This is a genomic window from Sneathiella sp. HT1-7 (assembly GCF_020731145.1).
Classification (GTDB): Bacteria; Pseudomonadota; Alphaproteobacteria; order Sneathiellales; family Sneathiellaceae; genus Sneathiella.
This window is the reverse complement of sequence record NZ_JAJFZN010000003.1, coordinates 785,654-809,207: the sequence shown is the minus strand read 5'-3', so window position 1 is coordinate 809,207 and position 23,554 is coordinate 785,654. Positions and strand designations below refer to the sequence as shown.

General features: G+C 52.4%; 20 protein-coding genes and 1 pseudogene. 4 read left to right on the top strand and 17 right to left on the bottom strand.

What is annotated here, in order from left to right; translation table 11 throughout:
- Positions 1-262 precede the first annotated feature (262 nt).
- The 7 genes and pseudogenes from LKE13_RS13550 to LKE13_RS18910 form a co-directional block, all read right to left on the bottom strand.
- Positions 263-1,420, bottom strand: a complete 1,158-nt coding sequence (locus LKE13_RS13550; protein ID WP_227951910.1) for an acyl-CoA dehydrogenase family protein — start codon at positions 1,418-1,420, stop codon at positions 263-265.
- A gap of 9 nt (positions 1,421-1,429) precedes the next feature.
- Positions 1,430-2,104 carry a nitroreductase gene (locus tag LKE13_RS13545; RefSeq protein WP_227951909.1) on the bottom strand — a complete coding sequence of 225 codons (675 nt, stop codon included), beginning with the start codon at positions 2,102-2,104 and terminating at the stop codon, positions 1,430-1,432.
- A 58-nt stretch (positions 2,105-2,162) separates the two neighbouring features.
- Positions 2,163-2,837 (bottom strand): nitroreductase, encoded by a 675-nt coding sequence (locus tag LKE13_RS13540; RefSeq protein ID WP_227951908.1) that lies wholly within the window; start codon positions 2,835-2,837, stop codon positions 2,163-2,165.
- 101 nt (positions 2,838-2,938) lie between these two features.
- Complete coding sequence (locus LKE13_RS13535; RefSeq protein WP_227951907.1) at positions 2,939-3,796, bottom strand: MaoC/PaaZ C-terminal domain-containing protein; 858 nt, start codon at positions 3,794-3,796, stop codon at positions 2,939-2,941.
- 11 nt (positions 3,797-3,807) lie between these two features.
- A complete protein-coding gene (locus LKE13_RS13530; protein WP_227951906.1) occupies positions 3,808-4,728 on the bottom strand; it encodes an SDR family oxidoreductase in 921 nt (306 codons plus the stop codon).
- Positions 4,729-4,882: 154 nt separating this feature from the next.
- Positions 4,883-6,205 carry a malonyl-CoA decarboxylase gene (locus LKE13_RS13525; protein ID WP_227951905.1) on the bottom strand — a complete coding sequence of 441 codons (1,323 nt, stop codon included), beginning with the start codon at positions 6,203-6,205 and terminating at the stop codon, positions 4,883-4,885.
- Positions 6,206-6,214: 9 nt separating this feature from the next.
- Positions 6,215-6,512: pseudogene (locus LKE13_RS18910) on the bottom strand (TRAP transporter large permease subunit); the annotation flags it as partial.
- Positions 6,513-6,798: 286 nt separating this feature from the next.
- On the opposite strand from LKE13_RS18910, the gene LKE13_RS13515 reads away from it, so the two are divergent.
- Both LKE13_RS13515 and LKE13_RS13510 read left to right on the top strand, forming a co-directional pair.
- Positions 6,799-7,467: a GntR family transcriptional regulator gene (locus LKE13_RS13515; protein WP_227951903.1), complete on the top strand. Its 669-nt coding sequence runs from the start codon at positions 6,799-6,801 to the stop codon at positions 7,465-7,467.
- A gap of 18 nt (positions 7,468-7,485) precedes the next feature.
- The gene (locus LKE13_RS13510; protein WP_227951902.1) at positions 7,486-9,000 is read left to right on the top strand and encodes a malonate--CoA ligase; all 1,515 of its coding nucleotides are present in this window, start codon (positions 7,486-7,488) and stop codon (positions 8,998-9,000) included.
- A gap of 9 nt (positions 9,001-9,009) precedes the next feature.
- On the opposite strand, the gene LKE13_RS13505 is transcribed toward LKE13_RS13510, so the two are convergent.
- Both LKE13_RS13505 and LKE13_RS13500 read right to left on the bottom strand, forming a co-directional pair.
- Complete coding sequence (locus LKE13_RS13505) at positions 9,010-9,645, bottom strand: CGNR zinc finger domain-containing protein (protein ID WP_227951901.1); 636 nt, start codon at positions 9,643-9,645, stop codon at positions 9,010-9,012.
- A 298-nt stretch (positions 9,646-9,943) separates the two neighbouring features.
- Positions 9,944-10,951 (bottom strand): glutathione S-transferase family protein, encoded by a 1,008-nt coding sequence (locus LKE13_RS13500; RefSeq protein WP_227951900.1) that lies wholly within the window; start codon positions 10,949-10,951, stop codon positions 9,944-9,946.
- Positions 10,952-11,052: 101 nt separating this feature from the next.
- Here LKE13_RS13500 and LKE13_RS13495 point away from each other — a divergent pair, with 101 nt between their 5' ends.
- Positions 11,053-12,138: a M14 family metallopeptidase gene (locus tag LKE13_RS13495; RefSeq protein ID WP_227951899.1), complete on the top strand. Its 1,086-nt coding sequence runs from the start codon at positions 11,053-11,055 to the stop codon at positions 12,136-12,138.
- Positions 12,138-12,602 (top strand): GNAT family N-acetyltransferase, encoded by a 465-nt coding sequence (locus LKE13_RS13490; RefSeq protein ID WP_227951898.1) that lies wholly within the window; start codon positions 12,138-12,140, stop codon positions 12,600-12,602. The genes LKE13_RS13495 and LKE13_RS13490 overlap by 1 nt, the downstream gene beginning before the upstream one ends.
- Before the next feature lie 19 nt (positions 12,603-12,621).
- Here the strand turns inward: LKE13_RS13490 and LKE13_RS18785 are convergent, their stop codons facing one another.
- The 8 genes from LKE13_RS18785 to betA form a co-directional block, all read right to left on the bottom strand.
- Entirely contained in the window at positions 12,622-14,349 is a 1,728-nt protein-coding gene (locus tag LKE13_RS18785; protein ID WP_321576144.1) for an ABC transporter ATP-binding protein, read from the bottom strand.
- Between the two features lie 9 nt (positions 14,350-14,358).
- Positions 14,359-15,294, bottom strand: coding sequence for an ABC transporter permease (locus LKE13_RS13475; protein WP_227951897.1), 936 nt, complete (start codon positions 15,292-15,294; stop codon positions 14,359-14,361).
- A 9-nt stretch (positions 15,295-15,303) separates the two neighbouring features.
- Positions 15,304-16,278 (bottom strand): ABC transporter permease, encoded by a 975-nt coding sequence (locus LKE13_RS13470; RefSeq protein WP_227951896.1) that lies wholly within the window; start codon positions 16,276-16,278, stop codon positions 15,304-15,306.
- A gap of 74 nt (positions 16,279-16,352) precedes the next feature.
- Positions 16,353-17,948, bottom strand: coding sequence for an ABC transporter substrate-binding protein (locus LKE13_RS13465; protein WP_227951895.1), 1,596 nt, complete (start codon positions 17,946-17,948; stop codon positions 16,353-16,355).
- A 139-nt stretch (positions 17,949-18,087) separates the two neighbouring features.
- Positions 18,088-19,248, bottom strand: a complete 1,161-nt coding sequence (argE, locus tag LKE13_RS13460; protein WP_227951894.1) for an acetylornithine deacetylase — start codon at positions 19,246-19,248, stop codon at positions 18,088-18,090.
- A 113-nt stretch (positions 19,249-19,361) separates the two neighbouring features.
- The gene (locus tag LKE13_RS13455) at positions 19,362-20,264 is read right to left on the bottom strand and encodes a DMT family transporter (protein ID WP_227951893.1); all 903 of its coding nucleotides are present in this window, start codon (positions 20,262-20,264) and stop codon (positions 19,362-19,364) included.
- Between the two features lie 103 nt (positions 20,265-20,367).
- Entirely contained in the window at positions 20,368-21,834 is a 1,467-nt protein-coding gene (gene betB, locus LKE13_RS13450) for a betaine-aldehyde dehydrogenase (protein WP_227951892.1), read from the bottom strand.
- A 34-nt stretch (positions 21,835-21,868) separates the two neighbouring features.
- Positions 21,869-23,536 carry a choline dehydrogenase gene (gene betA / locus LKE13_RS13445; RefSeq protein WP_227951891.1) on the bottom strand — a complete coding sequence of 556 codons (1,668 nt, stop codon included), beginning with the start codon at positions 23,534-23,536 and terminating at the stop codon, positions 21,869-21,871.
- Positions 23,537-23,554: the final 18 nt, after the last annotated feature.

Sequence of the window (23,554 nt, the reverse complement as noted above, 5' to 3'; positions counted from 1 at the left end):
AAAATTCCGGACAAAAAAACCAACCAGACAAATCAAGCAAATTAGGCCAAAAACAAAACCCAAAACCAGACCCGCCCCGTCGGCGTGACGCGGTTTATAGGACCATCATCCAACAACGTCAACACCTTAAATGATGCTTTTTTGACAATTTCTATATCTTGTAGTTACAAGTCGGCCTGCCGCCACAAAATGACGCAGGGTCCACATGAAATTTCCAGAAATTCCCGCAAAACCAATTTCCTTCGCTGCCGGACAGAATCAGTCAGTAGGAGCGCGGCAGCTTGAGTTCATGCTCCGCGATATAGGAAAGGATCAGATTGGTCGAGATCGGCGCAATCTGATAAAGCCGGGTTTCGCGAAATTTCCGCTCAACATCATATTCCTCGGCGAAGCCGAATCCACCATGGGTCTGGATACAAGCTTCTCCCGCTGCCCATGAGGCTTCGGAGGCCAGCATCTTGGCCATATTGGCCTCCCCGCCGCAGGGTTCTCCCGCGTCATAAAGGCGGCAGGCTTCCCGAACCATCAGCTTGGCCGCACGGGTATCGGCAAAAGCGCGGGCAATCGGAAACTGGATTCCCTGATTCTGGCCAATCGGTCGGCCAAACACTTTCCTGTCACGGGCATAATCTGAGGCCGTCCTGATAAACCAGTCCGCATCGCCGAGGCATTCCGATGCAATCAATATCCGTTCCGCATTCATGCCGGTGAGAATATACCGAAATCCCTTCCCTTCCTCCCCGATCAGGGCGGAGGCCGGAATACGCATGTTATCGAAGAAAACTTCCGTTGTGGCATGGTTAATCATGGTGCGGATCGGGCGGATGGTCATGCCCTTTCCCACTACTTCCCGCATATCCACGACGAAGACGGAGAGACCATCAGCGCGTTTGGCAACCTTGTCTTTCGCGGTTGTGCGGGCGAGCAGGATCATCAAGTCGGAATACTCCGCGCGGGATGTCCAGACTTTCTGGCCATTCACCACATAGTCATCGCCGTCACGCACGGCCGTTGTTGAGATACTGGTGGTATCCGTCCCTGCGGTTGGCTCTGTCACACCGAAAGCCTGGAGCCGCAATTCTCCGCTCGCGATTCCGGGGAGGTATTTCTGTCGCTGCTCTTCCGAGCCATGGCGCAAGAGCGTTCCCATCGTATACATCTGAGCATGACAGGCAGCCCCATTGCAGCCATTGGCATGAATTTCCTCAAGGATCGCAGAAGCCACGCTAAGTGGCAGTCCCGCCCCGCCATATTCCTCCGGGATCAGCGAGGACAGTAACCCGGCCTCAGTCAGGGCGTCGACAAATTCCGTCGGATAGGCTCGCTCCCGGTCCTTCTCCCGCCAATAAGTACCGGGAAATCCCGCACATAGTTGACGGACAGTTTCGCGTATCTGGCCGATTACATCTTCATCATTCATGCTAGAAATCTACTCCTCGAACCCGTGAAGGGTGACGAAATTATCAAAGTCTTCGCGCTCCGAGACGAGCTCATTAATAACTGCCGCCTCATCGCGATAACCGAGCGCCAGACCGCAAAAAAGCATTTCGTCATCGCTGAGCGAGAGATGTTCCCTCAAGGTTTGCGGCCAGCGGGCCCAGGCTTCCTGCGGGCAGGTATCGAGGCCGTGTTCACGGGCGAGCAGCATGATATTCTCCATAAACATACCGACATCCGCAAATTGCCCGATCTCCATCTGCCTGTGCAGCACGAAGAACATTCCGACCGGCGCATCAAAGAAGCGGAAATTGCGCGCAAGCTGCTTGAGTTTGCCAGGTGTGTCCGATCGCGGGACACCAATCAGGTCATATAGCTGTTGCCCAACGATGCGCCGGCGTGTTTTGTATGGATCGACAAGCTCCGGGGGATAGACATTATACTCCGGCTCTTCCGTCACGCCGCTTTTCAGCTTTTCTTCAATATCAGAAATCAACGCCGCTAATGGATCGCCTTTCAAAACATGAACGGTCCAGGGTTGCAGATTGCCACCAGAGGGCGCACGTTTTGCGGTTTCAATAATATCGCGGACGGTCTGTTCAGGTACCGGCTTGTCGAGAAATTGACGCACGGTGATCCGTGATTTAATTGCCTCAGATACGTTCACTCGCTTGCTCCTGTCATATATCAATGCCGGGATATCTTATCCGGTCATCGTGGGGACGTCAGTCAAACCCGACATAGTGAACAACATTGCTTATGTCTTCGCGTTCACTCACCAGGGTATTCTCGATCGCGGTTGTATCTTCATAACCCATGGCCATACCAGAGACCAGAACCTGATCATCGGGGATATTCAGATGCTTGAGGATCGGGTCCGGATAATTGAGCCAGGCGGCCTGCGGACAGGTATGAAGCCCCTCCCCACGTGCGGCGAGCATGATGGTCTGCATATAGAGGCCCGTATCACTCCAGCTACCGCGGAGAAGATAGGAATCGACCGTAAAAAACAACCCGACCGGCGCATCAAAGAATTTGAAGTTGCGCTTTGCCTGACGCATGGTCGCTTCCCTGTCGCCCTTTTCAATGCCCAGCAATCCATATAGACCCCAACCGACGCCCCGTCTCCGATCACGATGAACATCTTTCCATTTAGCGGGATAGTAGTCGAGCTCTTCATAGGTTTTCGCCTGTCCCTTATCCACCAGATCGAGGACATCACGGGAAATAGCGTCCTTAACGGCGCCGGTACAAACATATGTATGCCAAGGCTGTATATTGGTGCCACTCGGTGACCGTTGAGAGAGGCTCAGGATACGGTCTATTGTATCCTTCGGGACCGATTTGTCCGTGAAGGCGCGAATAGATCGGCGGGTCAGGATTGCTTGTTCAACATCCATGTTTAATTCCTCAGCTATAAGAATGATTGTGTGCCTGATAGAATAAGGAACGGCAGAATTTACAAACCAATCCTGCCGTTCAGTCATACATTGATCAGCGCTCAGCCAATCTTTGCGTAGCCATTGTTCAGGACAACAATATCCCGCTCTTTAACCCGGCAGCGGAAAGACGTGACGTCCCCGTCATGCCACATCTCGGTGACGATTGTCTCCCCCGGGTAGACGGGAGAAGAGAACCGCAAGCGAAGAGATTTCAGCTTCGCCGGATCATAGCCGCAGGCTTGTTTAACGAGCGCATGACCCGCCACGCCCAGGGTACCGAGACCATGCAGGATCGGCGCCTTGAAACCGGCATTTGTCGCGACGCGCGGATCGGCATGGAGCGGGTTGAAGTCCCCGCTCAGGCGATAGATAAGCGCTGCCTGATCAAGGGTTGGAAGCTCGACCACGCTGTCCGGCGCCCGGTCGGGCAGTTCATGCGGTTTCGGCGCCTCCACTTTCGGGCCGCCAAAGCCGCCATCACCCCGACAGAAAGTCGTGGACGTGAGTGTCGCGAGCAGATCACCGCTCGCCTTCTCTCGCACTTCGCGGGTGGAGTACATGAGCGCGCCCTTGCCCTCCCCCTTATCAATGATCTCCGTGATTTTCGTTGTGCCAACGACCGTGCCTTCGGCGGGCAGAGGTTTATGAATCTCGATCCCCTGCTCCCCATGCAGCACCTTCACCCAGTCAACACCGAATTCAGGATCTTTCAGGAAGAAACCGGGATAAGCGAGTACCACGGCCATCGTCGGCAGGGCCAGCAGATCCTCTTCATAGGTGAAGCGGAGCTGGTCCATATCGAGTGGGTCCATGGAAAGTCCGACACCGAGCGCGTATAGGATGGTGTCCTTTGACGTGTAAGTCTGCTCGATATCCTCGAACTTCCAGTTTATGAGCTTGTCATAATCGATTGTCATGCCGTTGCTCCTTAGACCGGATCCCAAGAGAAAACGTCACCGGAGCGTTCCAGCGGCACAAGGGAAGACTTGACGGCGGGACCAAAGCGAGCCGCCACTGTCTCAGGTGTCCATCCATCGGAGGTCTGCAGATTGCGGATTGGGCGCGGCTGGCTCATCAGGCAAATCTCGTTATTGCGGACGACAAAAATCTGGCCGGTAACATCAGAAGCCTGATCGGAGAGAAGATAAACGGCAAGCGGGGCAATTTTCTCTGGTGTCATCTGCTGGATCTTGGCAACACGTTCACGCTCCGCGTCCGTGCCTTGTGGAATGGTACCAATCAGGCGGGACCACGCAAAAGGAGAGATGCAGTTAGACCGGACATTAAATCGAGACATATCAAGCGCGATAGACCGCGACAGACCCACAATACCGAGTTTTGCGGCGGCATAGTTTGCCTGCCCAAAGTTACCGATCAGGCCGGACGTCGAGGTCATGTGCACCATCGACCCGCTCTGCTGTTCCCGGAAATATGGGGCCGCAGCACGGGCAACGTTAAAGCTACCTTTCAGATGAACGGCAATAACCGCATCCCATTCCGCTTCGCTCATCTTATGGAAGATCACGTCGCGCAGGATACCGGCGTTATTGACGACACAATCGATTCCGCCGAATTCCTTGCGGGCATCCTCAATCATCTGGCCGGCGTCATCCGAGCTCGCGACATTACCGAAGTTGGCGATGGCTTCTCCGCCGGCATCGGTGATAGTTTTCACCACTTCCATGGCTGGAATCTGGTCCGCTCCGTCGCCCTGCTCGGTGCCGCCCAAGTCATTGACCACGACTTTTGCACCCTGAGACGCGCACATGATGGCGATGCCCCGGCCGACACCCCGGCCGGCGCCCGTTACAACGACTACTTTACCTGCAAGCATATTTTGATCCGACATTTCTTTTCCTTTTTGTTGTTTATTTTTAGTTGTTGTTGTCGATCCGCGGGATTAATCCCTTCGTTCTTGCGCCCGATTATAAGCATCGCCCCCACGCCGTCGACAAAAAAATGACGCGAACACGGGGGCGAAATACAATTGGCTTGGGCGGTCCTTATTTCTTGCCGTTTTTGGCGAGGGATTGCAAGGCGGAGGAGGCCACGACTTTACGCTCATTGGCGTAAGCCTCATGGTTTTTCTCTATATCCTTGAGGCTATAATAATAGTTCACCAGCAGTCCCGCAGATTGCGCAAGCCCGTTGGGAGAGCTGTCGCCCATCCAGTTGAGCTGCTCAAGCCGTGCGCCATTGCCTAAGTGAAACCGCGTCACCGGATCAAGCGGACGAGTGCCTTTTTTCTCGTTAATCAGGTAATGGGCGCAGAGTTTTTCGAGCGGCTCACGCACCGCTTCCACGGTTTCGGGGTTATTCTGCCAATCCGGCTCGGCAATCATTTTGCGGACAACATTGATATCCTTGAAATGCATACCGGCGGCAGCGCCCTTTAGGGCTGCCAGCCATCGCATAAAGCCGGGAATCGGCGACAGCGTTGCAAAATGCTTTAAATTGGGAAGCTCTGCCGAAAGTTCCGCCACTACTTGCTTGATCAGGAAATTACCAAAGCTAATGCCCTTTAATCCATCCTGACAGTTGCTGATGGAATAAAAAATGGCCGTATCCGCCTTCGTTGGGTCGCCCCGCTCCGTATCCCGCGACAGAAGCGGCGGGATTGCAGAGGCGAGACCTTTCACAAGCGCGACTTCCACAAAGATCAACGGCTCATCGGGCAGAGCCGGATGGAAAAAGGCGAAGCATCGCCGATCCTTGTCAAGGCGACGGCGCAAATCTTCCCAGCCGTCAATTTCGTGTACGGCCTCATATTCAATCAGTTTTTCCAGCACAACGGCGGGTGTACGCCAGTCGATGCGCTCCAGCGTCAAAAAACCACGATTGAACCATGAACTGAGAAGATGCTGCAGATCGCTGTCCACGGCTTTCAGTTCTGGATGTTTCCGCAAATGCCCAACCAGAAACTTGCGCATGGCGACAATTGCCGCCGTGCCGCCCGGCGCAAAATTGAGTCGCCTCATCAGTTCCTGCCGCGGCGCCTCAATCGCCAAACTCAGTGTTTTATAATTCTCTACATTGCTTTCCTTATGATAGGCCGCAACCGCCGCCTCAATCTTTTTCTGATCCGGCGCCATTTCCTCGTTCAGGAATTTAAGAAAATCGAGTTTTTCCTCATCGGAGAGCTTAATCCAGGCCTCAACCGCATCGCGCGCAAGAGCCATGCCCGATGCCTCCCCCTTCTGGGTCAGGAGATCATGACTCAATCCCTTTATCCCCTGCCCGCGCTTCTTGTCTCCACGCAGATCAAGGAGTTCACGGCCGGTATCGGCGATGGAATTAAAAAATTGAGTGACAAAAGTCGGCGCCATATTAGTAGTCTATCCCATTATTTTTTCCGGAAGCCATGCGGCAACTTCCGGGTTGAAACACAGCAAGAATTGTACCGGCGATCAGGCAAAACATAAACCGCAAAGCCCCCTAAATAGTCGACAGGGAAGTGCCCGGTGCAATTCCAATTATAACATACAGGTTTAATCCCACCGGTGGTGTGATCAATCCTATTTCCATATTTAGGATCAGGACAACCGCAAGCCAACAGGGATCAAACCCAATATTGATAATAATAGGGATCAAAAAGGGCGCAGTCATGACAATGTCGGCAACAGGCGGCAAAAAAATTCGACGACGGCAGAATAAAAGCGCCTAAGGCACCATCCGCCGCAATCAATCCGACGGGAGACATATTCCTCATACTTTCAGACATGAATTTCATAATTCTTCTCGCATCTTAAAAGGGTTCTTCCCCCTTATTTTTATGCTCTTCTCCGGGAGAAATTGTAGCTATCTTCCTTCCGCTTAAAATTTTTGTATGTGAAATATGTTTTCTTGTATACAAGAAATGATTCTCTGACATACTGTACCGCGTTACATTCCCGGCCTATCAATAATATGGACAGTCGACATGGCAACTTCACGGGCAAACGAAATTCTCCCTGTGCTCGAACAGGAAATCGTGACAGGCAGTTTAAAGCCCGGAACGCGGCTGGATGAAACCATCCTGGCGGAGAAATTTAACGTTTCCCGCACCCCGATACGGGAGGCGCTGAACCGTCTTTCAGCCTCTGGCCTTGTCGAGATACGTCCGCGCCGCGGGGCAATCGTCGCGGCCATTTCCGTGCAGGACCTGATGAATATGTTCGAGGTAATGGCCGATCTGGAGGCACTTTGCGCCCGTCTCGCTGCGCGGCGAATTAGTCCTGCCGAGAAGACGGCCCTTCTTGATGCCCATGAATCATGTCATGCCTTGTCGGGCACAGAAGATTTTGATGAATACTATGTCCACAACCTGCGTCTTCATGACCTTCTTTACAAGGCCAGCCATAATAACTTCCTTGAAAAACAGGTCCGGGAACTCCGTCACCGCTTATCTGCTCACCGTCGGCTTCAAGTCCGCATTCCCGGTCGCATTCTCGCCTCCTCCAATGAGCATGGCGCGCTTGTCGAGGCGGTGATCAAGGGCGATGCTGCCCTCGCCGAGAAATTGACCCGCGATCACGTCGCCATTCAGGGTGAGCGGTTCACTGATTTTCTTTCCACCCTTCCCTCCCATTACCTTAGGGCGTCTGCCTGATCCAAAGAACGAGTGACAATGACTGATAAAAACCTCTACAGCCTGTTTGACAGCCGGTTTCCGGCGAACTTAAATGAAATCGCTTTTGAAGGACCAGATGTACCCAGCTATACCTTTGGTGACTTGATAAATAAATCCGCGCAAATGGCGAACCTGCTTGTCTCCCTTGGTGTTGTGCCGGGGGATCGTGTCGCCGTTCAAACTGGAAAGTCGGTAGAGGCCATTATTCTTTATCTCGCATGCCTACGGGCGGGATTGGTGTATTTACCGCTCAACACAGCCTATAAAACTGCGGAAATTGAATATTTTCTCGGTGATGCCACGCCGACCGTGGTTGTCTGCGATCCAGCCTCATTTGAGGAAATAAGAACAATAGCGAATAATTGCAGCGTGCAGGAGGTACTTACCCTCGATACAATGGGCACGGGTAGCCTGACCGAACGTGCTGCCGAACTTTCTGTGGATTTCTCTACCGTTGAGCGCGCCGGAGACGATCTTGCCGCCATCCTTTATACATCTGGCACGACGGGCCGCTCAAAAGGCGCGATGCTGACACATGATAATCTGGCGTCCAACGCTAAAACACTGAATTCATACTGGCAGTTCCAGACGGACGACGTCTTGCTTCATGCGTTGCCGATTTTTCATGTGCATGGACTGTTCGTCGCCCTGCATTGCGCCTTTTTAAGCGCGGCAAAGGTCATTTTCCTTAAAAAATTCGATCCCGCCATTGTGATCGACAACCTGCCGAAGGCCACCGTCTTTATGGGTGTGCCGACCTTCTATGTCCGCCTGCTGACCGAGGCGGGATTTACCAAAGAAGTATGCCGCAATATGCGCCTTTTCACCGCTGGCTCTGCGCCGCTCCTTGCGGAGACGTTCAATGCGTTCAAAGAGCGGACGGGCCATGTCATTTTGGAACGTTACGGCATGACGGAAGCGGGCATGATCACCTCCAACCCGTATGACGGGGAACGAAAGGCCGGCACTGTCGGCTTCCCACTCGATAACGAGGTGCGCATTGTCGATGACGCCGGCAATGTTGTGAAGGAAGGCGACATCGGCATTCTTGAAATTCGCGGACCGAATGTCTTCAAGGGATATTGGCAGATGCCGGAAAAAACCGCCGCAGAGTTCCGCGCCGATGGTTTCTTTATCACCGGCGATATGACACGAAAAGGCGAAGATGGATATTACCGCATTGTCGGCCGGTCGAAGGACCTGATCATTTCCGGCGGATACAACGTCTATCCGAAGGAAATAGAGAGCTTTATTGACGAAATGCCCGGTGTGGATGAAAGCGCCGTTGTCGGTCGCCCGCATCCGGATTTCGGGGAGGCAGTTGTCGCCTTTATCGTTCCTGATGGCAGCGTCGCGTCCCTCTCAGATCAGGATGTGATTGCCTATGTGAAGGAAAAACTCGCCAATTTCAAAGTGCCTAAAGAAGTTTATATCGTCGATGACCTGCCTCGTAACACCATGGGTAAGGTGCAGAAAAATCAGCTTCGGGATCGGGCAAAGACGGCTGTCTAAAGACGGAAATTACGCTTCCTGGCGCTTCAGATAGGCGTTAACCTTGGCGCGATTACCACAGGTCGACATGGAGCACCAGCGACGGCGACCATTGCGAGACTGATTGACGAAATAAAGATCGCAATCATCGCTGGCACAACCGCGTGTTTTTTCCACATGGTCCGACGCAAGATAATCGGCGATGTCCCGAACAATCGGAAACATCAGTTTCTCCGGCCCATTTTCATCAATGACGGATTTCAGCGCCATCCCCTCTTCCGTGGGTTCGAGCTTGTGATAGCTCTTGAAGCTTGCGAGCCGCTTGTTTATCTCTTCAAAAAAATCAAGACTGACCGGCCAACCCTGCTCGACTTCCGTCAAAACATTGCGGAACCCGTTGCGCAATTCGACAAGGCCGTCAACGACCTTTTGGCAACGGCCAGGGTTTTGAAAATGGAACATATGAAGGTCTGAAGCTTCGTCTTCATGCAACAAATGGTGGGATTTCATGAAAATCAGCAAATCTTCAAAACTGCTGATCCCTTCCTTCTCGCGACCGATCCGTTTGTAACTATTGGCAAAATCAATGGCGAGGCGTCCACCAAGAGTATAAAAACCCTCTTTATTCACAACCCCAGATTTTACAAGCGCGTCGATCCGTGCCACAAAAATACCCCGTAACGTCTCATTCGTCGTGTAACAAAACCATAATATACCTATATTTCATAGTATACTAGTTTGTTCGCCGTCAATAGTTATTTGCTTCAATGATGAACATAATCTATTAAATTAGAAAAGAATTGCAAGATATTAATTTAATTATATTTTTAATAAGTATATGCAGAAAAATCCGGATAATGACAACGACCACTACCCTATCATTTTCACTTATAAAACAATTCAGTTAAGGCCTAAATCAATACCGGTAAATTTCGGCAGAAATATGATCAACTGAAAATATATGTCAAGACTGTGAAAGTAAGGGTTGCAGACAGCCGCAGTGATCCAGAATCTTGTCGAGTTCCATCCGATCCGCTGTTTCGGCAAGGCGCGACCGTAACACATGGATGGATTTCGCGGCATATTTGACTGATTGCTGGCTGAATTCCTGATCCATCAACGTGAGGGAAAACTCCTCTTCCCCGCTCAACACCGCCTTCTCATTCGCAAGACTCCAGGGCAGATAGATATCGCCGATCTGCTTCCTGATCAGGGGTTCCAATGTCGGGGAGAGGGTTGACCAGTCTTCCCACCCCTGCTCCGCCTTTGGATCGAGCATCCGGGCAATCCAGTCAGTAATCTCAGGATAGCCATTTTTAATTATTTTTGCCGTTGTTGGCTGTTGAAGGCAGCAGTAAATTTGCGCAAACAAACCAAAATCACCAAGTGCGGGGCGGCCACCGAACAAATATTTTCGGGTTTCTAAATGTTTGCCCAGCAGCGATAGCAGCTGATCAAAAGATGTCTCGATTACGTCCTTTGTCTTCTCACTTGACCCCACAAAACGAAGCCGCGGCACCATGCGGGTGCGAATGGAATCGGCAAGCTTGTCCTGTGCCTCCCGATCTCCCTTTGGATTGACGGCGCGTGCAAGGCCTCGGCTCACGGTCTCCTGATCCTCAGGACGCCACCATCGGTAATGAAACATCGGTTTATTGACCCATTCATCACCGTAATCCTCAATCAGGCAGGAAAGATAGTTGAGCACGGCAGACGGCGGCTGCAACGCAGGATCGGAGAATTTCTCTTCGAAAGTTTCAATAATCGGGGTGGAATCCTGCCATACCGTCTCATCGGGCCCGAGGATCAACGGGATGAGCGGCAGCTTGGCGTATTTCTGGAACTCCGCCTGTGTCTCAAGCGTGCGTGGACGCCATTCATGTGGAATATTCTTGTAGCGGAAATATGAGCGGACCTTGACGGAAAAAGGGGAATATTCCGAGCCAAAGATGACATACTGCTGATCCGACATAATTATTTCCTTTTTATGGTCATTCCGCCGCTCAAAATGTCGCGCAGCAGTGATTATCTCTGTTATAACAATTGAAACGATAAAAAGGGAAGTATGTCGACATGAATATACCGGGTTTTTTCTCCGCCACCTATGCCGAGGCTCGCACCAAATTTCTTCAAAGCTGTATGGATCGCGGATTGCAGGTCGAAAATAATTTGAACGACCGGGCAAAAGGCGCGGAAGGTGAAGATCTATATATGGATGTCGCCCGCATCGGTCCCGATGATGCATCCAAGGTCCTGATCATCTCCTCCGCTACTCATGGCGGGGAAGGTTTTTGTGGCTCTGGCGTGCAGGTCGGCATGCTGGATACCGGTATGTTCAAAGATCTTCCAGATGATACTGCCGTCCTTCTCATTCATGCCATCAACCCCTATGGCTTTTCCCATATCCGTCGGGTGAATGAGGACAATATTGATCTCAACCGCAATTTTTTGAAATTTGAGGACGGCCTCCCGGAAAACGCGGAATACGCAGAAGTTCACCCTTATCTCGTCCCCGATGACTGGGACGGACCGGCCCGTGCCGAGGCTGACGCCAACATTCAAGACTATATCGCCAAGAAGGGACTCCCAACCTATCAAGCCGCTGTTACGGGAGGACAACATATTCATGCGGATGGCCTCTTTTTCGGCGGGTTTGAAGCGTCATGGACGAACAAGACACTCCGCGCGGTGGTGAAAAAACATGCCGGTAATGCCAAGCATCTTGCATTACTCGATTTCCATACCGGCCTGGGCCCCTATGGCCACGGAGAGTTGATTTACGTGGGAAACCCCGCAGGACTGCCTCGTGCCATCACCTGGTATGGCGAGGATGTCACCTCTCCTGAGGCGGGCACATCCAGCTCCGCCATAGTCCGGGGAACGATCGATGCCGGGGTCTGCGAAAGTGCCCCGAACGCCAGCCATACTTGTGTTGCCATCGAATATGGCACCATCCCCGTGCTGGAGGTGCTGAATGCGCTCAGGGCGGATAACTGGCTGTATCTCAAAGGTGATCTTGAGTCAGATCTTGGTAAATCGATCAAGAAACAGGTCCGCGATGCGTTTTACTGTGATGCGGACGACTGGAAAAACATGATCTGGGAGCGCGGCACGTCCGTCGTGAAAATGGCCCTCAGCGGATTGGGAAAAGAGGCTTGATGGCGGAACTTGTCGTTACGCGCGATTATGTCCGCTCCGATGAGATCATCGCACTTCTTGATGCGCATTTGACCTTGATGCGCTCCCTCTCCCCGCCGGAGAGTACCCATGCCCTAGACCTTGAGGGCTTGCGTGGGTCCGATATCACCTTTTGGCGGGCGGAAATAGCGGGAAAGCTCGTGGGCTGCGGCGCGCTGAAAGAGTTGGCGGACAACGCCGGGGAAATAAAATCCATGCATACGGCGGCGGTCCATCGCGGCAAAGGCGTGGCGGCTGCCCTCCTCCTTCATGTAATGGCAACGGCGCGGGAACGGGGATATAAAAAGCTCTTTTTGGAGACCGGCTCTCAGCCCGGCTTCAAACCGGCGCGGCAGCTTTACCTAAACCATGGATTTACGGAATGCCCGCCTTTCGCCAATTATATACTGGACCCGAACAGCGTCTTTATGACGATCAATCTTTGATCTTCGCCAAAAAAACGCGTTAGGCTTCCTCAACCTCCAGCCCTTCATGTGACAGCTTATCAAGGCGCGGCATCAAGTCGAGAAGTTCCCGCGTGTAGGCCGCTGTCGGGTTTTCGAACAGATCCTCAGTCGCGGAGACTTCGACCAGCTTGCCCTGCTTCATCACACCGACCCGGTCGCACATCTGGCGAATGACGGGAAGGTCATGGCTGATAAACAGCATGGTGAGGCCGAGTTCTTCCTGCAAATCTTTGAGAAGATTGAGAATTTGAGCCTGAATAGAGACATCAAGTGCAGAGGTCGGCTCATCACAGATCAGGAAACGCGGCCGGGTCGCAAGCGCCCGAGCGATTGAAATACGCTGACGCTGCCCGCCGGAAAATTCATGCGGAAACCTTACAGAGGCCTGGGCCCCAAGCCCGACATGATCGAGAAGGTCATTGACGACCTGCTCGACTTCCTGATTAGAGGACGCAAGCTTATGAAAGCGGATCGGTTCGGCGATGATGTCCATCACCCGCATTCTGCCATTCAGGGACGAGAACGGATCCTGAAAGATCATCTGCATCTGACGGCGATAAAAATCCCGCTCATTCTCTGATTTGATGCTCGTAAGATCGGTACCGGCGAAATTTACGATCCCAGATGCCGGTTTATAAAGGCTGCAAACCATGCGTGCGACTGTCGATTTGCCACTGCCACTCTCGCCGACGAGACCAAAGACTTCTCCCTCATTGATATCGAAGGACACATCATCGACCGCGTTGAAGGTAATCCGGTTACTTTTTAACAGGGCGGGTTTAGTCACGAAGGTCATGACCAGGTTTTTGAGGCTGAGAAGCGGTCCGTCCACCGCATCATAATCCCGATGGCGACCAAGCCAATGTGTCGAAAGATCGATATCCTTCGTCCGCTCGCCCTCTTCTTCGATATAGTTGACCATTGGAAAGCGTTTCAGGCGGATATCCGGACGCGGTACCGCACTGATCAAGCTTTGGGTGTAGGGGTGATCGGGATTACCGAGAATCTTTGCCGTCGTTCCCTCTTCCACCACCTTGCCACGATACATAACAGCGACCCGGTCCGTAATATCCGCAATCACGCCCATATCATGGGTGATGATGATCATGCCGACCTGTTTGTCTTTGCACAGGCGGCGCATAAGCTCAAGGATTTGCGCCTGAATGGAGACATCAAGCGCAGTCGTCGGCTCGTCGGCAATAATCACTTCCGGTTCCGCGCAAAGGGCGAGCGCGATCACAACACGTTGGCGCATACCACCGGAGAATTGATGCGGATAGTTCTTGATCCGCGTTTCCGGCTCAGGAATACCAACCTGACGCAAGAGATCAACAGCACGTTCCTGCGATTTCTTCTCCCCAAGTTTGAGGTGCAGATCAATGGTCTCAACAAGTTGTTGTTCAATCGTCTGCAACGGATCAAGCGAGGTGAGTGGATCCTGGAAAATCATGCCGATACGACGGCCACGAATTTTTCGCTTTGCCTCTGCACTCAGGGTATCAATCTGTTCCGATTTCAGGAGCACATGTCCCGCCGTCATTTCTCCCGGCGGCTCCAGCAGGCCAATTACCGCATTACCAATGGTTGACTTGCCCGCGCCGGATTCCCCGACAACGCCCAGAACCTCACCCGGCTGCACCGACAGGCTGACATCGTCTACGGCCACCACCGTGCCATGACGGCTCGGGAACTCGATACGCAGGTTGTTAATATTGAGTAAGTCCATAATACCGTCCTAGCGCAACTTCGGATTAAGGGCGTCACGCATCCAATCACCCAAAAGATTGACGGCGAGAACCAAAATCACAAGGGTCGCTCCCGGAAAAATTGTGATCCACCAGTCGCCAGAAAAGAGATACTCGTTGCCGATACGGATCAGTGTGCCAAGCGATGGCGTTGTCGGCGGCACACCCACCCCGAGGAAGGAGAGCGTTGCCTCGGTAATGATGGCGATCGCCAAATGGATTGTCGCGATAACCATCACTGGCCCCATGACGTTGGGCAGGATATGGCGGCGCAGGATTGTGAGAGGCCGGATGCCGATAACGCGAGCAGCTTGCACATATTCCTTATTTTTTTCCACCAGTGTCGACCCGCGCACCGTACGGGCATATTGCACCCAGCCGGAAATACCAATGGCAAAAATCAGCACATAGATGGAAATATCAGTATGCAGCTCTGACGGCAAAATACCACGGGCGACGCCATCCACAAGAAGAGCAATCAAGATAGCGGGAAAGGACAGCTGAATATCAGCGATCCGCATAATAAAGGCATCGGTACGTCCGCCCGCATATCCGCTTATCAAACCAAGGGCAATACCGATGACCATTGAAAAAATCACCGAGAAGAACCCAACCATCAAAGAAATACGCGCGCCATACAGGATGGTAGATAATACCCCCCGGCCTTGATCATCGGTACCTAGCAAGAATTTCGTGTCTCCGCCAGACTGCCAGGCAGGCGGAAGGTTGCCGTCCATAATACTGATAGTCGCAAGATCGAATGGATTGTTCGGCGCGATCCAGGGCGCAAAAATAGCCGCCAGAATCATGCCAATTGTTACGACTGCCGAAATGATTGCGACCGGGCTTCGCATAAAGCTGTACCAGATATCGCTGCCAAAAATCCGTTGCAGGCGGGTTTTAGTGGCGGGTTGCACTTGTTCCATCGCCATCCCCTAAGCCGTACTGTCTGCCCGCAGGCGCGGGTCAACCATATAATAAAGAATATCGACTACCATATTGATAACAACAAAGAAAAACGCAATTAGAACGAGGTAGGCCGCCATGATTGGAATGTCCACATCCGAGATTGCCTGAATAAATAACAAACCCATGCCCGGCCATTGAAAGACGCTTTCAGTAATAATCGCAAAGGCGATCAGCGCACCAAGCTGCAATCCCGTAATCGTAATTACCGGGACCAGCGTATTTTTCAGCGCATGCTTAAAATGTACGGATCTGTCAGGCAATCCGCGCGCACGTGCGAATTTGATAAAATCGGTGCGCAAAACTTCCAGCATCTCTGCCCTTACCAGTCGCATGATCAATGTCATCTGAAAAAGCGCCAGCGTAATAGACGGAAGAATGAGTGATTTGATGCCAGAAACCGTCAAAAAGCCCGTCGTCCACCATCCAATAGCGATAACATCGCCGCGCCCAAAGGTTGGCAACCATCTGAGCACAACACCGAACAAGAGAATAAGCAAAATACCGATCAGGAATGTCGGCAAGGAAACCCCGATAAGGGATAAAGTCATGATCCCCTTTGATATCAGCCCCTTTCCCTTTAGTGCGGTGTAAACACCCAAGGGAATTCCGACAACAAGGGTAAGAACGGCCGCCACAAAAGACAGTTCCAATGTTGCCGATAATCGTTCAAGAATTAGGCTACTTACAGGCTGCCGATATTTGTAGGAAATACCGAAATTCCCTTCTGCAGCATTCAGCGCAAAACGGCCGAACTGGACAATAAAGGGATCATTCAATCCCAATTGCTCAGTTAGTGCGGCGCGATCAGCCTGACTGGTATCCTGACCCACCATATTATTGATGGGATCCCCGATAAATCTAAACATGGAAAAAGCGATCAAAGCAACGGTCAACATAACAACGACCGATTGCAAAAGTCGCTTAAAAATAAATGAGATCATATTACTTTACGGTAAAGGCCATAAAAGAAATTGGGGCCCTCTTTATTTAAAAAGAGCGGCCCCAACAATCTGTATTATTCGTTAATCACGACATAACGATAGTCGAGAGCGTTATCAGCACGCTGATTAACCGTTACACGGTCGCTCACACCCCAGGAAAGAGGCTGCTGATGAATAGGCATGTAGCCAACATCGTCCTTAACAATCTTAAAGGCTTCGGCAATCATCGCATTGCGCTTTTCCTGATCTGTTTCACTACCGATGGCCGCCGTCAGTTCGTCCACTTTCGGGTTACAGTAGTTACCAAGGTTGAACAAGCCTTTCTTGGCATCTGCATTCTGGCAAACGATCAATGAGGAAAGAACATTTTCCGCATCCATTGAGCCTGGAGTCCAGCCGAGGAGATAGAAGCTGGTATCGTACCCGCTTGTTGCCAGAACTTTACCGAAATATTTTGATTTCGGCTGCGCCAGAAGATCAACTTTGACGCCGACCTTCGCAAGCATAGATGTCACTGCCTGACAGATCTTTTCGTCATTGACATAACGGTTGTTCGGGCAATCAAGCGTCACTTCAAAGCCATCTGGATATCCGGCTTCGGCGAGCAAAGCCTTTGATTTTTCAGGATCATACGCATAGGGCGTATTCAATGCTTCGGCAAATCCGTTGACTTGTGGTGCCGCCAACAGACCCGTCGGCGTTGCCGCGCCTCGCATGATCTTTTCTTTGATGGCATCTAGATTGATTGCATGAACAAATGCCGCACGAACTTTCTGATCCTTGAACGGGTTCTTTCCCTTAATATTTGAATAGAGAAGTTCATCTCGACCCTGATCAAACCCGATAAAGATAGTCCGCGCTTCCGGACCCGTCAGAGCTTTTACGCCTTCCGCATTGTCCAAACGTTCCCAGTCCTGCACAGGTACCGGATATACCATATCAAGTTCACCGGATATCAGGGCGGCAACACGGGTCGGCGCTTCCTTAATTGGTGTAAAGATAACTTCGCTGACGTTTGTCGGAATATCTTTCCAGTAATCTTCGTTACGTACCAGAACCGATTTAATGTCCGCTTCATGACTCTTGATCTTGAAGGGGCCCGTTCCGTTTGCATGCAGGTTTGCATAATTACCGGCATTATCACCCGCGGCACTCGTCGAAGAGGTTGTTCCGTGCTCTTCTGACCATTCCTTGTCCATGATGAACAGATATGGAAGGTCCTGAACCAAAATCGGGTTCGGTGCCGGTGTTTCTAAAACAATGGTGTGATCATCCACCTTGGTGATGCTCTTTATCATGCTGTTTCGGACCTTCTGGTCCGACCCGTCACGCCCTGCACGCTCCCAGGAGAAAATTACGTCATCTGCTGTGAAATCCTGACCGCCATGGAATTTAACGCCCTTACGCAGCTTGAATTCCCAAGTGGTCGGTGTCAGCAACTTCCATGATTCAGCGAGACCCGGAACGATCTGCATATTCGGATCATAGAGTACAAGCCCTTCATAGACGTTGCCGAGCGTACCCAGCAGGAAGGATTCATTCAGTGAATGCGGGTCGAGAGAACTCAGATCCCCCTGAAACGCAAATTTAAAAGTTTTTGCCTGCACCGGCGATGTCACCGCGAGGGCGACAGCGGCAACTGCAGCAAACAGTCCTGTCCTTAGTTTCATGATAACTCCCTTTTTGCTATCTGATCACTTATTTGCCCATTTTGGGCGCTTTTGCCGTGTTTATTATTGGTTTTATTCACGGATTCTGAAATTGAGATTAGCGAATAGTCCAATCTCTGTCCAATGCAATTGATATGCCTCATTTTGCCAGCCGGTCAATGAGGAGGGAGATAAATTTCTCCGCCTCGGTTACCTGGGCAATGTCGATATACTCGTTCGGTTGATGGGCGACACTGATTGATCCGGGTCCGCAGATAACGGTAGAAAACCCTGCCTGCTGGAATTGTCCGGCTTCAGCCGCATAGGAAACGGCGTTTGATGTGTTCTTGCCAGTAATGGCGCGCACCAACATTTCCGCCTCTCCGCTGTCTTCAGGCCGAAGAGCCGGGACATTCGATTTTAGTTCAGTGACAATGCTGGCTTCCGGCGCAATTTCCCGCATACGAGGGAGCACATCATCATTACAATGCGCAATAAACCGCTCAACGAAGCTCATCGGATCATCTTCGGGAATATGTCGGATGTCCCAGACGAAATTACATTCCCTTGCGAGGATATTACCTGCAGTTCCGCCATTAACGACGCCGCAGGTCAGGGTTGTGTAGGGTGGAAAGAAGGGACTGTCAGCCTGGCTGCGCGCCTTGTTTTCCGCCATCATGTTACCGATATAGGCGATCAACTCCGCCCCGACCATGACAGCACTGACCCCATCTTCAACAAGGCTGGAATGAGCTTCGCGCCCAATCACTTTTGTCGTGAGCGTGAGAATGCCTTTATGGGCCGAGACGATATCCATCATCGTCGGCTCCCCCACGATTACGGCACGTGGCGCCGGCAAATTGGCGGCAATTTCCTCGATCATGGCGGGTGCCCCGATGCAGCCAACCTCCTCATCATAGGAAAGCGCGAAATGGATCGGGACAGAAAGCCCCTTCTCGATCATTTCCGGCACCTTTGACAGCGCAATCGCGGAAAAACTTTTCATATCGGACGTGCCACGCCCGTAAAGCCTGCCATCTTTTTCAACAACCGTGAACGGGTCTGTATCCCAAGGCTGACCCTCGACCGGGACCACATCCGTATGACCGGAAAGAACAACACCGCCTTCTATTACGGGTCCGACTGTCGCGTAGAGATTTGCCTTGCTTTTATCTTCGTTGAAGACCCGGTTGGAAGCTATTTCGTGACCCGCCAGATAGTCGGCGACGAAATCAATAAGGGCAAGGTTGGAATTGCACGAGACCGTGTCAAATGAAATCAGCTTGTCAATCATTTCACGGCCGGAATAAATCTTCCCCAAGGCGACCCCTTCAATTGTTTGATATCAACTTAATGGGCAGCTTAGCCGATGATTTGCAGAAGCGAAAGACGGAAAGACAGGGAAATGACAAAAAAGTGACGATTAAATGAATGTTAATCCAACAATAAAAGAAGAATACCGAAAACGATCAGGAGGATACCTGCCGCTTCTATCTTGTTCGTCTTTTCTTTGAAGAAGAAATAGGACGCTATAAAGGTGAAGACCAGCTCGACCTGACCCAACGCCCGGACATAGGCAGCGTTTTGCAAGGTCATGGCAGTAAACCAGCCAACGGAACCGAGCATCCCGGTCAGCCCGACCCAAATTGCCACCTTCCAGTTCCTGATTACTTCAGTCAATTGTCCCGGTTCCCGGATCGGTAAATAAATGCTCATGACGAAAGTCTGGAAAAACAAGACGCAAACCAATGTAAAGGCGGCCTGCATCATCGCGCCCTCCCCGCCGAGCGAAAGGGCCGCCGCTCGATAGGAAACCGCAGAAATACCGAACAATGCGCCGGAGAGTATCCCAAACCCCGCCGCCTTGCTCGTCCAGCCCGAGAAAAAGTCACGAAAAGTAAAGGAGCTTGAGGACATAGAGATGAGCAAAATACCGACAAAACTGATAGCAATGGCGAAAACAGCCCCTATGCCCACATGCTCTCCGAGGATCACGATCCCGAAAATGGCCGCCTGCACTGTTTCCGTCTTGGAGTAGGTTGTACCCACAGCGAAATTCTTAAGGCTGAAAAGGGCGACCAACAATCCCGTTGCAAGAATTTGGGCAAGCCCGCCAAAGATGATGAATATCGCAAATTCGCCATTCAGAGATGGCACAGAAAGCGCAGAAAACTGATCGATACCGATAATATAAAGAAGTGCGAACGGCGCACCGTAAAGAAATCGCACATACGTTGCCCCGCCTGTGCTGAGGCGACTTTTCAGGGATTTCTGCAAGGCAGTTCGGACATTCTGAAAGAAGGCCGCGAAGATAGTAATCGGGATCCAGGCTTCCATGGAAAGGCTACTCGACGGGAATAAACGGGCCTTCAATTTCGCCTGTCTGTCCTGCCCTGTCAATTGCAGGGGTGCGAATGGCTGCTATGCCTGTATCAAATGACTAATAGCCGCACTCCACATCGCCAAGCTCGACATAGACGGATTTAAGTTGCGTAAAATGATCCAGCGCGACCGCCGCGTTTTCCCGCCCGATGCCGGATTGCTTATACCCACCAAAGGGGACGCCAACGGGCGTTAGGTTATAGTTGTTGATCCAGCAGGTGCCCGCGCGGAGTTTTGCCACAACACGATGAGCGCGCGCAAGGTTCTGCGTGAAGACCCCGGCGGCGAGGCCGAACTCCGTATCATTGGCGCGGGCAATCACTTCTTCTTCATCACGGAAAGACATAATGGACATGACAGGGCCGAAAATCTCCTCCCGGCAGATACGCATATCATCCTGACAAGAGGTGAAAATGGCAGGCGAGATAAAACTCCCCTTCTCGCAACCGGTCACCGAGACTTTCTCGCCGCCGCTCACCAGATGCGCACCTTCCTCTATGCCGAGGCGGACATATTCCATGACTTTTTCGAAATGATCCGCGTTGATCAGTGAGCCGACATGGGTCGCGGGATCCATCGGGTCGCCAATAACCATGGCCTCGGTTCGGCTTTTCAAAATCGAGACAAAGGCATCGTGAATGTCCTCATGTACATAGACCCGCGTCCCGTTGGAGCAGATTTCGCCTTGCGTATAAAAGTTCGCATTCATCGCCGCCGAAACGGCGTTGTTGATCTGACTGTCATCGAATACGATCAGCGGGGACTTGCCGCCAAGTTCCATGGTCACATGCTTGACGGACCCGGCCGCATCGGCGAGCACCTTGCGCCCCGTCGGCACCGAGCCGGTGAAGGAGATTTTATCGATCTCCGGATGGATGGCGATATAGTGCCCCGTCTCCCCGCTCCCGTGGAGGACATTAAACACGCCCTTGGGCAACCCTGCCTCGGTGAGGATTTCGGCCAGCTTCACCGCATTGGTCGGTGTCTGCTCGGACGGCTTGAAAATCATCGAATTTCCGGCGGCGAGTGCCGGTGCCGTTTTCCAGCAGGCGATCTGCAGCGGATAGTTCCAGGCGCCAATTCCGGCACAGATGCCGAGCGGTTCGCGGCGGGTGTAAGCAAAGGCGTCCGACCCCAGATCATGGTGCGACCCCTTGATATCGGCGGCGAGCCCGCCGAAAAACTCAAACGCATCGGCGCCGCTGTCGATGTCCGCCTCCGGCGCTTCCGCAATCGGCTTTCCGGTATCCATCACCTCGATCTCGGCGAGTTCCATCCGCCGTTCCCGCAGGATGTCGGCCGCTTTCTTGAGGACGCGTCCGCGCTCCGTTCCGGACAGAGCGGACCATTCCTGAAATCCCCGCCGTGCCGCCAGCACCGTCTTCTCGACATCACGACGGCCCGCTTGCTCTACTTCAGAGAGCTTCGCGCCCGTTGCCGGGTTATAATTCGTGAAGCTTTTGCCGGAAATTGCCTTTTGCAGCTTTCCGTCGATATAAAGCTGTAATTTTTTCGGTCTGCTCATCATCTTTCCTTAAAAAGGATCGGTGTTTAAATTTTTATCGCTGGCTCGTTTCCCAGTTGACCGCCCGATAAACCGGGGCTTCACTTGGCGGAAGTGCCGGAATACCTTTGATGGCATCCGCAATTTTCTCTGCGATCATAATCGTGGGTGCGTTCAGGTTTCCGCTGGTGATATGCGGCATGATGGAGCTGTCGACCACACGCAAGTTTTCTATACCATTGACTTTCCCTGCGCCATCGACAACCGCCATGTCATCACTACCCATTTTGCATGTACAACTCGGATGATAGGCGGTTTCTACCGTCTCGCGCACAAAGGCGTCGATCTCGGCATCGGTCTTGACCTCTGGCCCCGGTGCCAGTTCTGCCCCGCGATAGGGATCGAAACCGGCTTGTGCGAAGATTTCCCGCGTCAACTTCACCCCGTCGCGCAACTCGCGGCGGTCCTGTTCCGTCTCACAGTAGTTGGGCTGCAGGATCGGCGCATCGTCGATATTCCCACTTTTTAGAGTCATATGCCCCCGGCTGGTCGACCGCATCGGCCCTACATGCGCCTGATAACCATGTCGGTCCGTCGGGTTGCCCCCATCATAGCGCACCGCCATAGGAAGGAAGTGATATTGCAAATTGGGATATTCGACGCCCGGCTCGCTCCGGATAAAGCCGCCTGCCTCAAAATGATTGGTCGCCCCCAGACCTTTTTTGAGCAACATCCATTCCAGCCCGACCTTCATTTTGGCGAGCGGTGACATCACCTTATAAAGCGTGATCGGCTGTGTACATTCCTGCTGCACATAGAGTTCCAGATGATCCTGCAAATTTTGCCCGACACCGGGCAGATCGGCGATCACCGGAATATCGAAATTTTGAAGCGCCGCCGCCGGACCAATGCCAGAGATCATTAACAAATGCGGCGAATTGATCGCGCCGGCGGCCGAGATAACCTCTCGCACCGCCGTCACCTGATGCAGGATACCGCCGCGATGGTATTCAACGCCGGTTGCACGGGTTTTCTCAAACAGGATGCGGCGGGTATTGGCGCCGGTCAGGATTGTCAGGTTTTGCCGGTCCATTGCTGGCTGGAGATAGGCAAGCGCCGTGCTCCATCTCTTGCCCTGATGCACGGTCATGTCCATGCGGCCGACGCCTTCCTGCTGAAAGCCGTTCATATCCTCGGTGAAGGGATAGCCAGCCTGCTGCCCCGCCTCCATCCAGGCGTGATAGAGAGGGTTTTCACAAGGGCCCACGGATACATTGAGCGGACCTTCCCCGCCCCTGTAGGCATCCGCGCCGCGATCATAGGTCTCGGCTTTTTTGAAATACGGCAGGCAATTGGCGTAAGACCAATCCTTTAATCCCGGGTCTTGGGCCCAGCCGTCGTAGTCAAGTGCATTGCCGCGCACATAACACATGCCGTTAATCGCTGAGGAACCGCCCAGCACCTTCCCGCGCGGCCAATATATTTTCCGGCCGTTCAATTGTTCCTGCGGTTCGGTGTAATACTGCCAGGCAAGCGACGCGGAATGCATTGGATAGCTTAAAGCCGAAGGCATATGAATGCGCCAGTCCCACCAGGGCCCGGCCCCGCCCGCTTCCAGCAACAGGACAGAGATTTCCGGGTTTTCGCTCAGGCGATTCGCAAGCACGGCACCAGCGGAGCCTGCCCCGATAATCACATAGTCAAATGCCTGATGTCCCGCCATTGCTCCGGTCCTGGTTTA

What these genes read in the sequence shown, in the direction of transcription:
- LKE13_RS13455 (WP_227951893.1), bottom strand. Translation starts at nt 20,264, where the DNA reads ATGGAAGCCTGGATCCCGATTACTATCTTCGCGGCCTTCTTTCAGAAT.
- LKE13_RS13500 (WP_227951900.1), bottom strand. Translation starts at nt 10,951, where the DNA reads ATGTCGGATCAGCAGTATGTCATCTTTGGCTCGGAATATTCCCCTTTT.
- LKE13_RS13515 (WP_227951903.1), top strand. Translation starts at nt 6,799, where the DNA reads ATGGCAACTTCACGGGCAAACGAAATTCTCCCTGTGCTCGAACAGGAA.
- LKE13_RS13465 (WP_227951895.1), bottom strand. Translation starts at nt 17,948, where the DNA reads ATGAAACTAAGGACAGGACTGTTTGCTGCAGTTGCCGCTGTCGCCCTC.
- LKE13_RS13530 (WP_227951906.1), bottom strand. Translation starts at nt 4,728, where the DNA reads ATGTCGGATCAAAATATGCTTGCAGGTAAAGTAGTCGTTGTAACGGGC.
- LKE13_RS13540 (WP_227951908.1), bottom strand. Translation starts at nt 2,837, where the DNA reads ATGGATGTTGAACAAGCAATCCTGACCCGCCGATCTATTCGCGCCTTC.
- LKE13_RS13490 (WP_227951898.1), top strand. Translation starts at nt 12,138, where the DNA reads ATGGCGGAACTTGTCGTTACGCGCGATTATGTCCGCTCCGATGAGATC.
- LKE13_RS13550 (WP_227951910.1), bottom strand. Translation starts at nt 1,420, where the DNA reads ATGAATGATGAAGATGTAATCGGCCAGATACGCGAAACTGTCCGTCAA.
- betA (WP_227951891.1), bottom strand. Translation starts at nt 23,536, where the DNA reads ATGGCGGGACATCAGGCATTTGACTATGTGATTATCGGGGCAGGCTCC.
- LKE13_RS18785 (WP_321576144.1), bottom strand. Translation starts at nt 14,349, where the DNA reads ATGGACTTACTCAATATTAACAACCTGCGTATCGAGTTCCCGAGCCGT.
- LKE13_RS13475 (WP_227951897.1), bottom strand. Translation starts at nt 15,294, where the DNA reads ATGGAACAAGTGCAACCCGCCACTAAAACCCGCCTGCAACGGATTTTT.
- LKE13_RS13535 (WP_227951907.1), bottom strand. Translation starts at nt 3,796, where the DNA reads ATGACAATCGATTATGACAAGCTCATAAACTGGAAGTTCGAGGATATC.
- LKE13_RS13470 (WP_227951896.1), bottom strand. Translation starts at nt 16,278, where the DNA reads ATGATCTCATTTATTTTTAAGCGACTTTTGCAATCGGTCGTTGTTATG.
- LKE13_RS13495 (WP_227951899.1), top strand. Translation starts at nt 11,053, where the DNA reads ATGAATATACCGGGTTTTTTCTCCGCCACCTATGCCGAGGCTCGCACC.
- betB (WP_227951892.1), bottom strand. Translation starts at nt 21,834, where the DNA reads ATGAGCAGACCGAAAAAATTACAGCTTTATATCGACGGAAAGCTGCAA.
- LKE13_RS13525 (WP_227951905.1), bottom strand. Translation starts at nt 6,205, where the DNA reads ATGGCGCCGACTTTTGTCACTCAATTTTTTAATTCCATCGCCGATACC.
- LKE13_RS13510 (WP_227951902.1), top strand. Translation starts at nt 7,486, where the DNA reads ATGACTGATAAAAACCTCTACAGCCTGTTTGACAGCCGGTTTCCGGCG.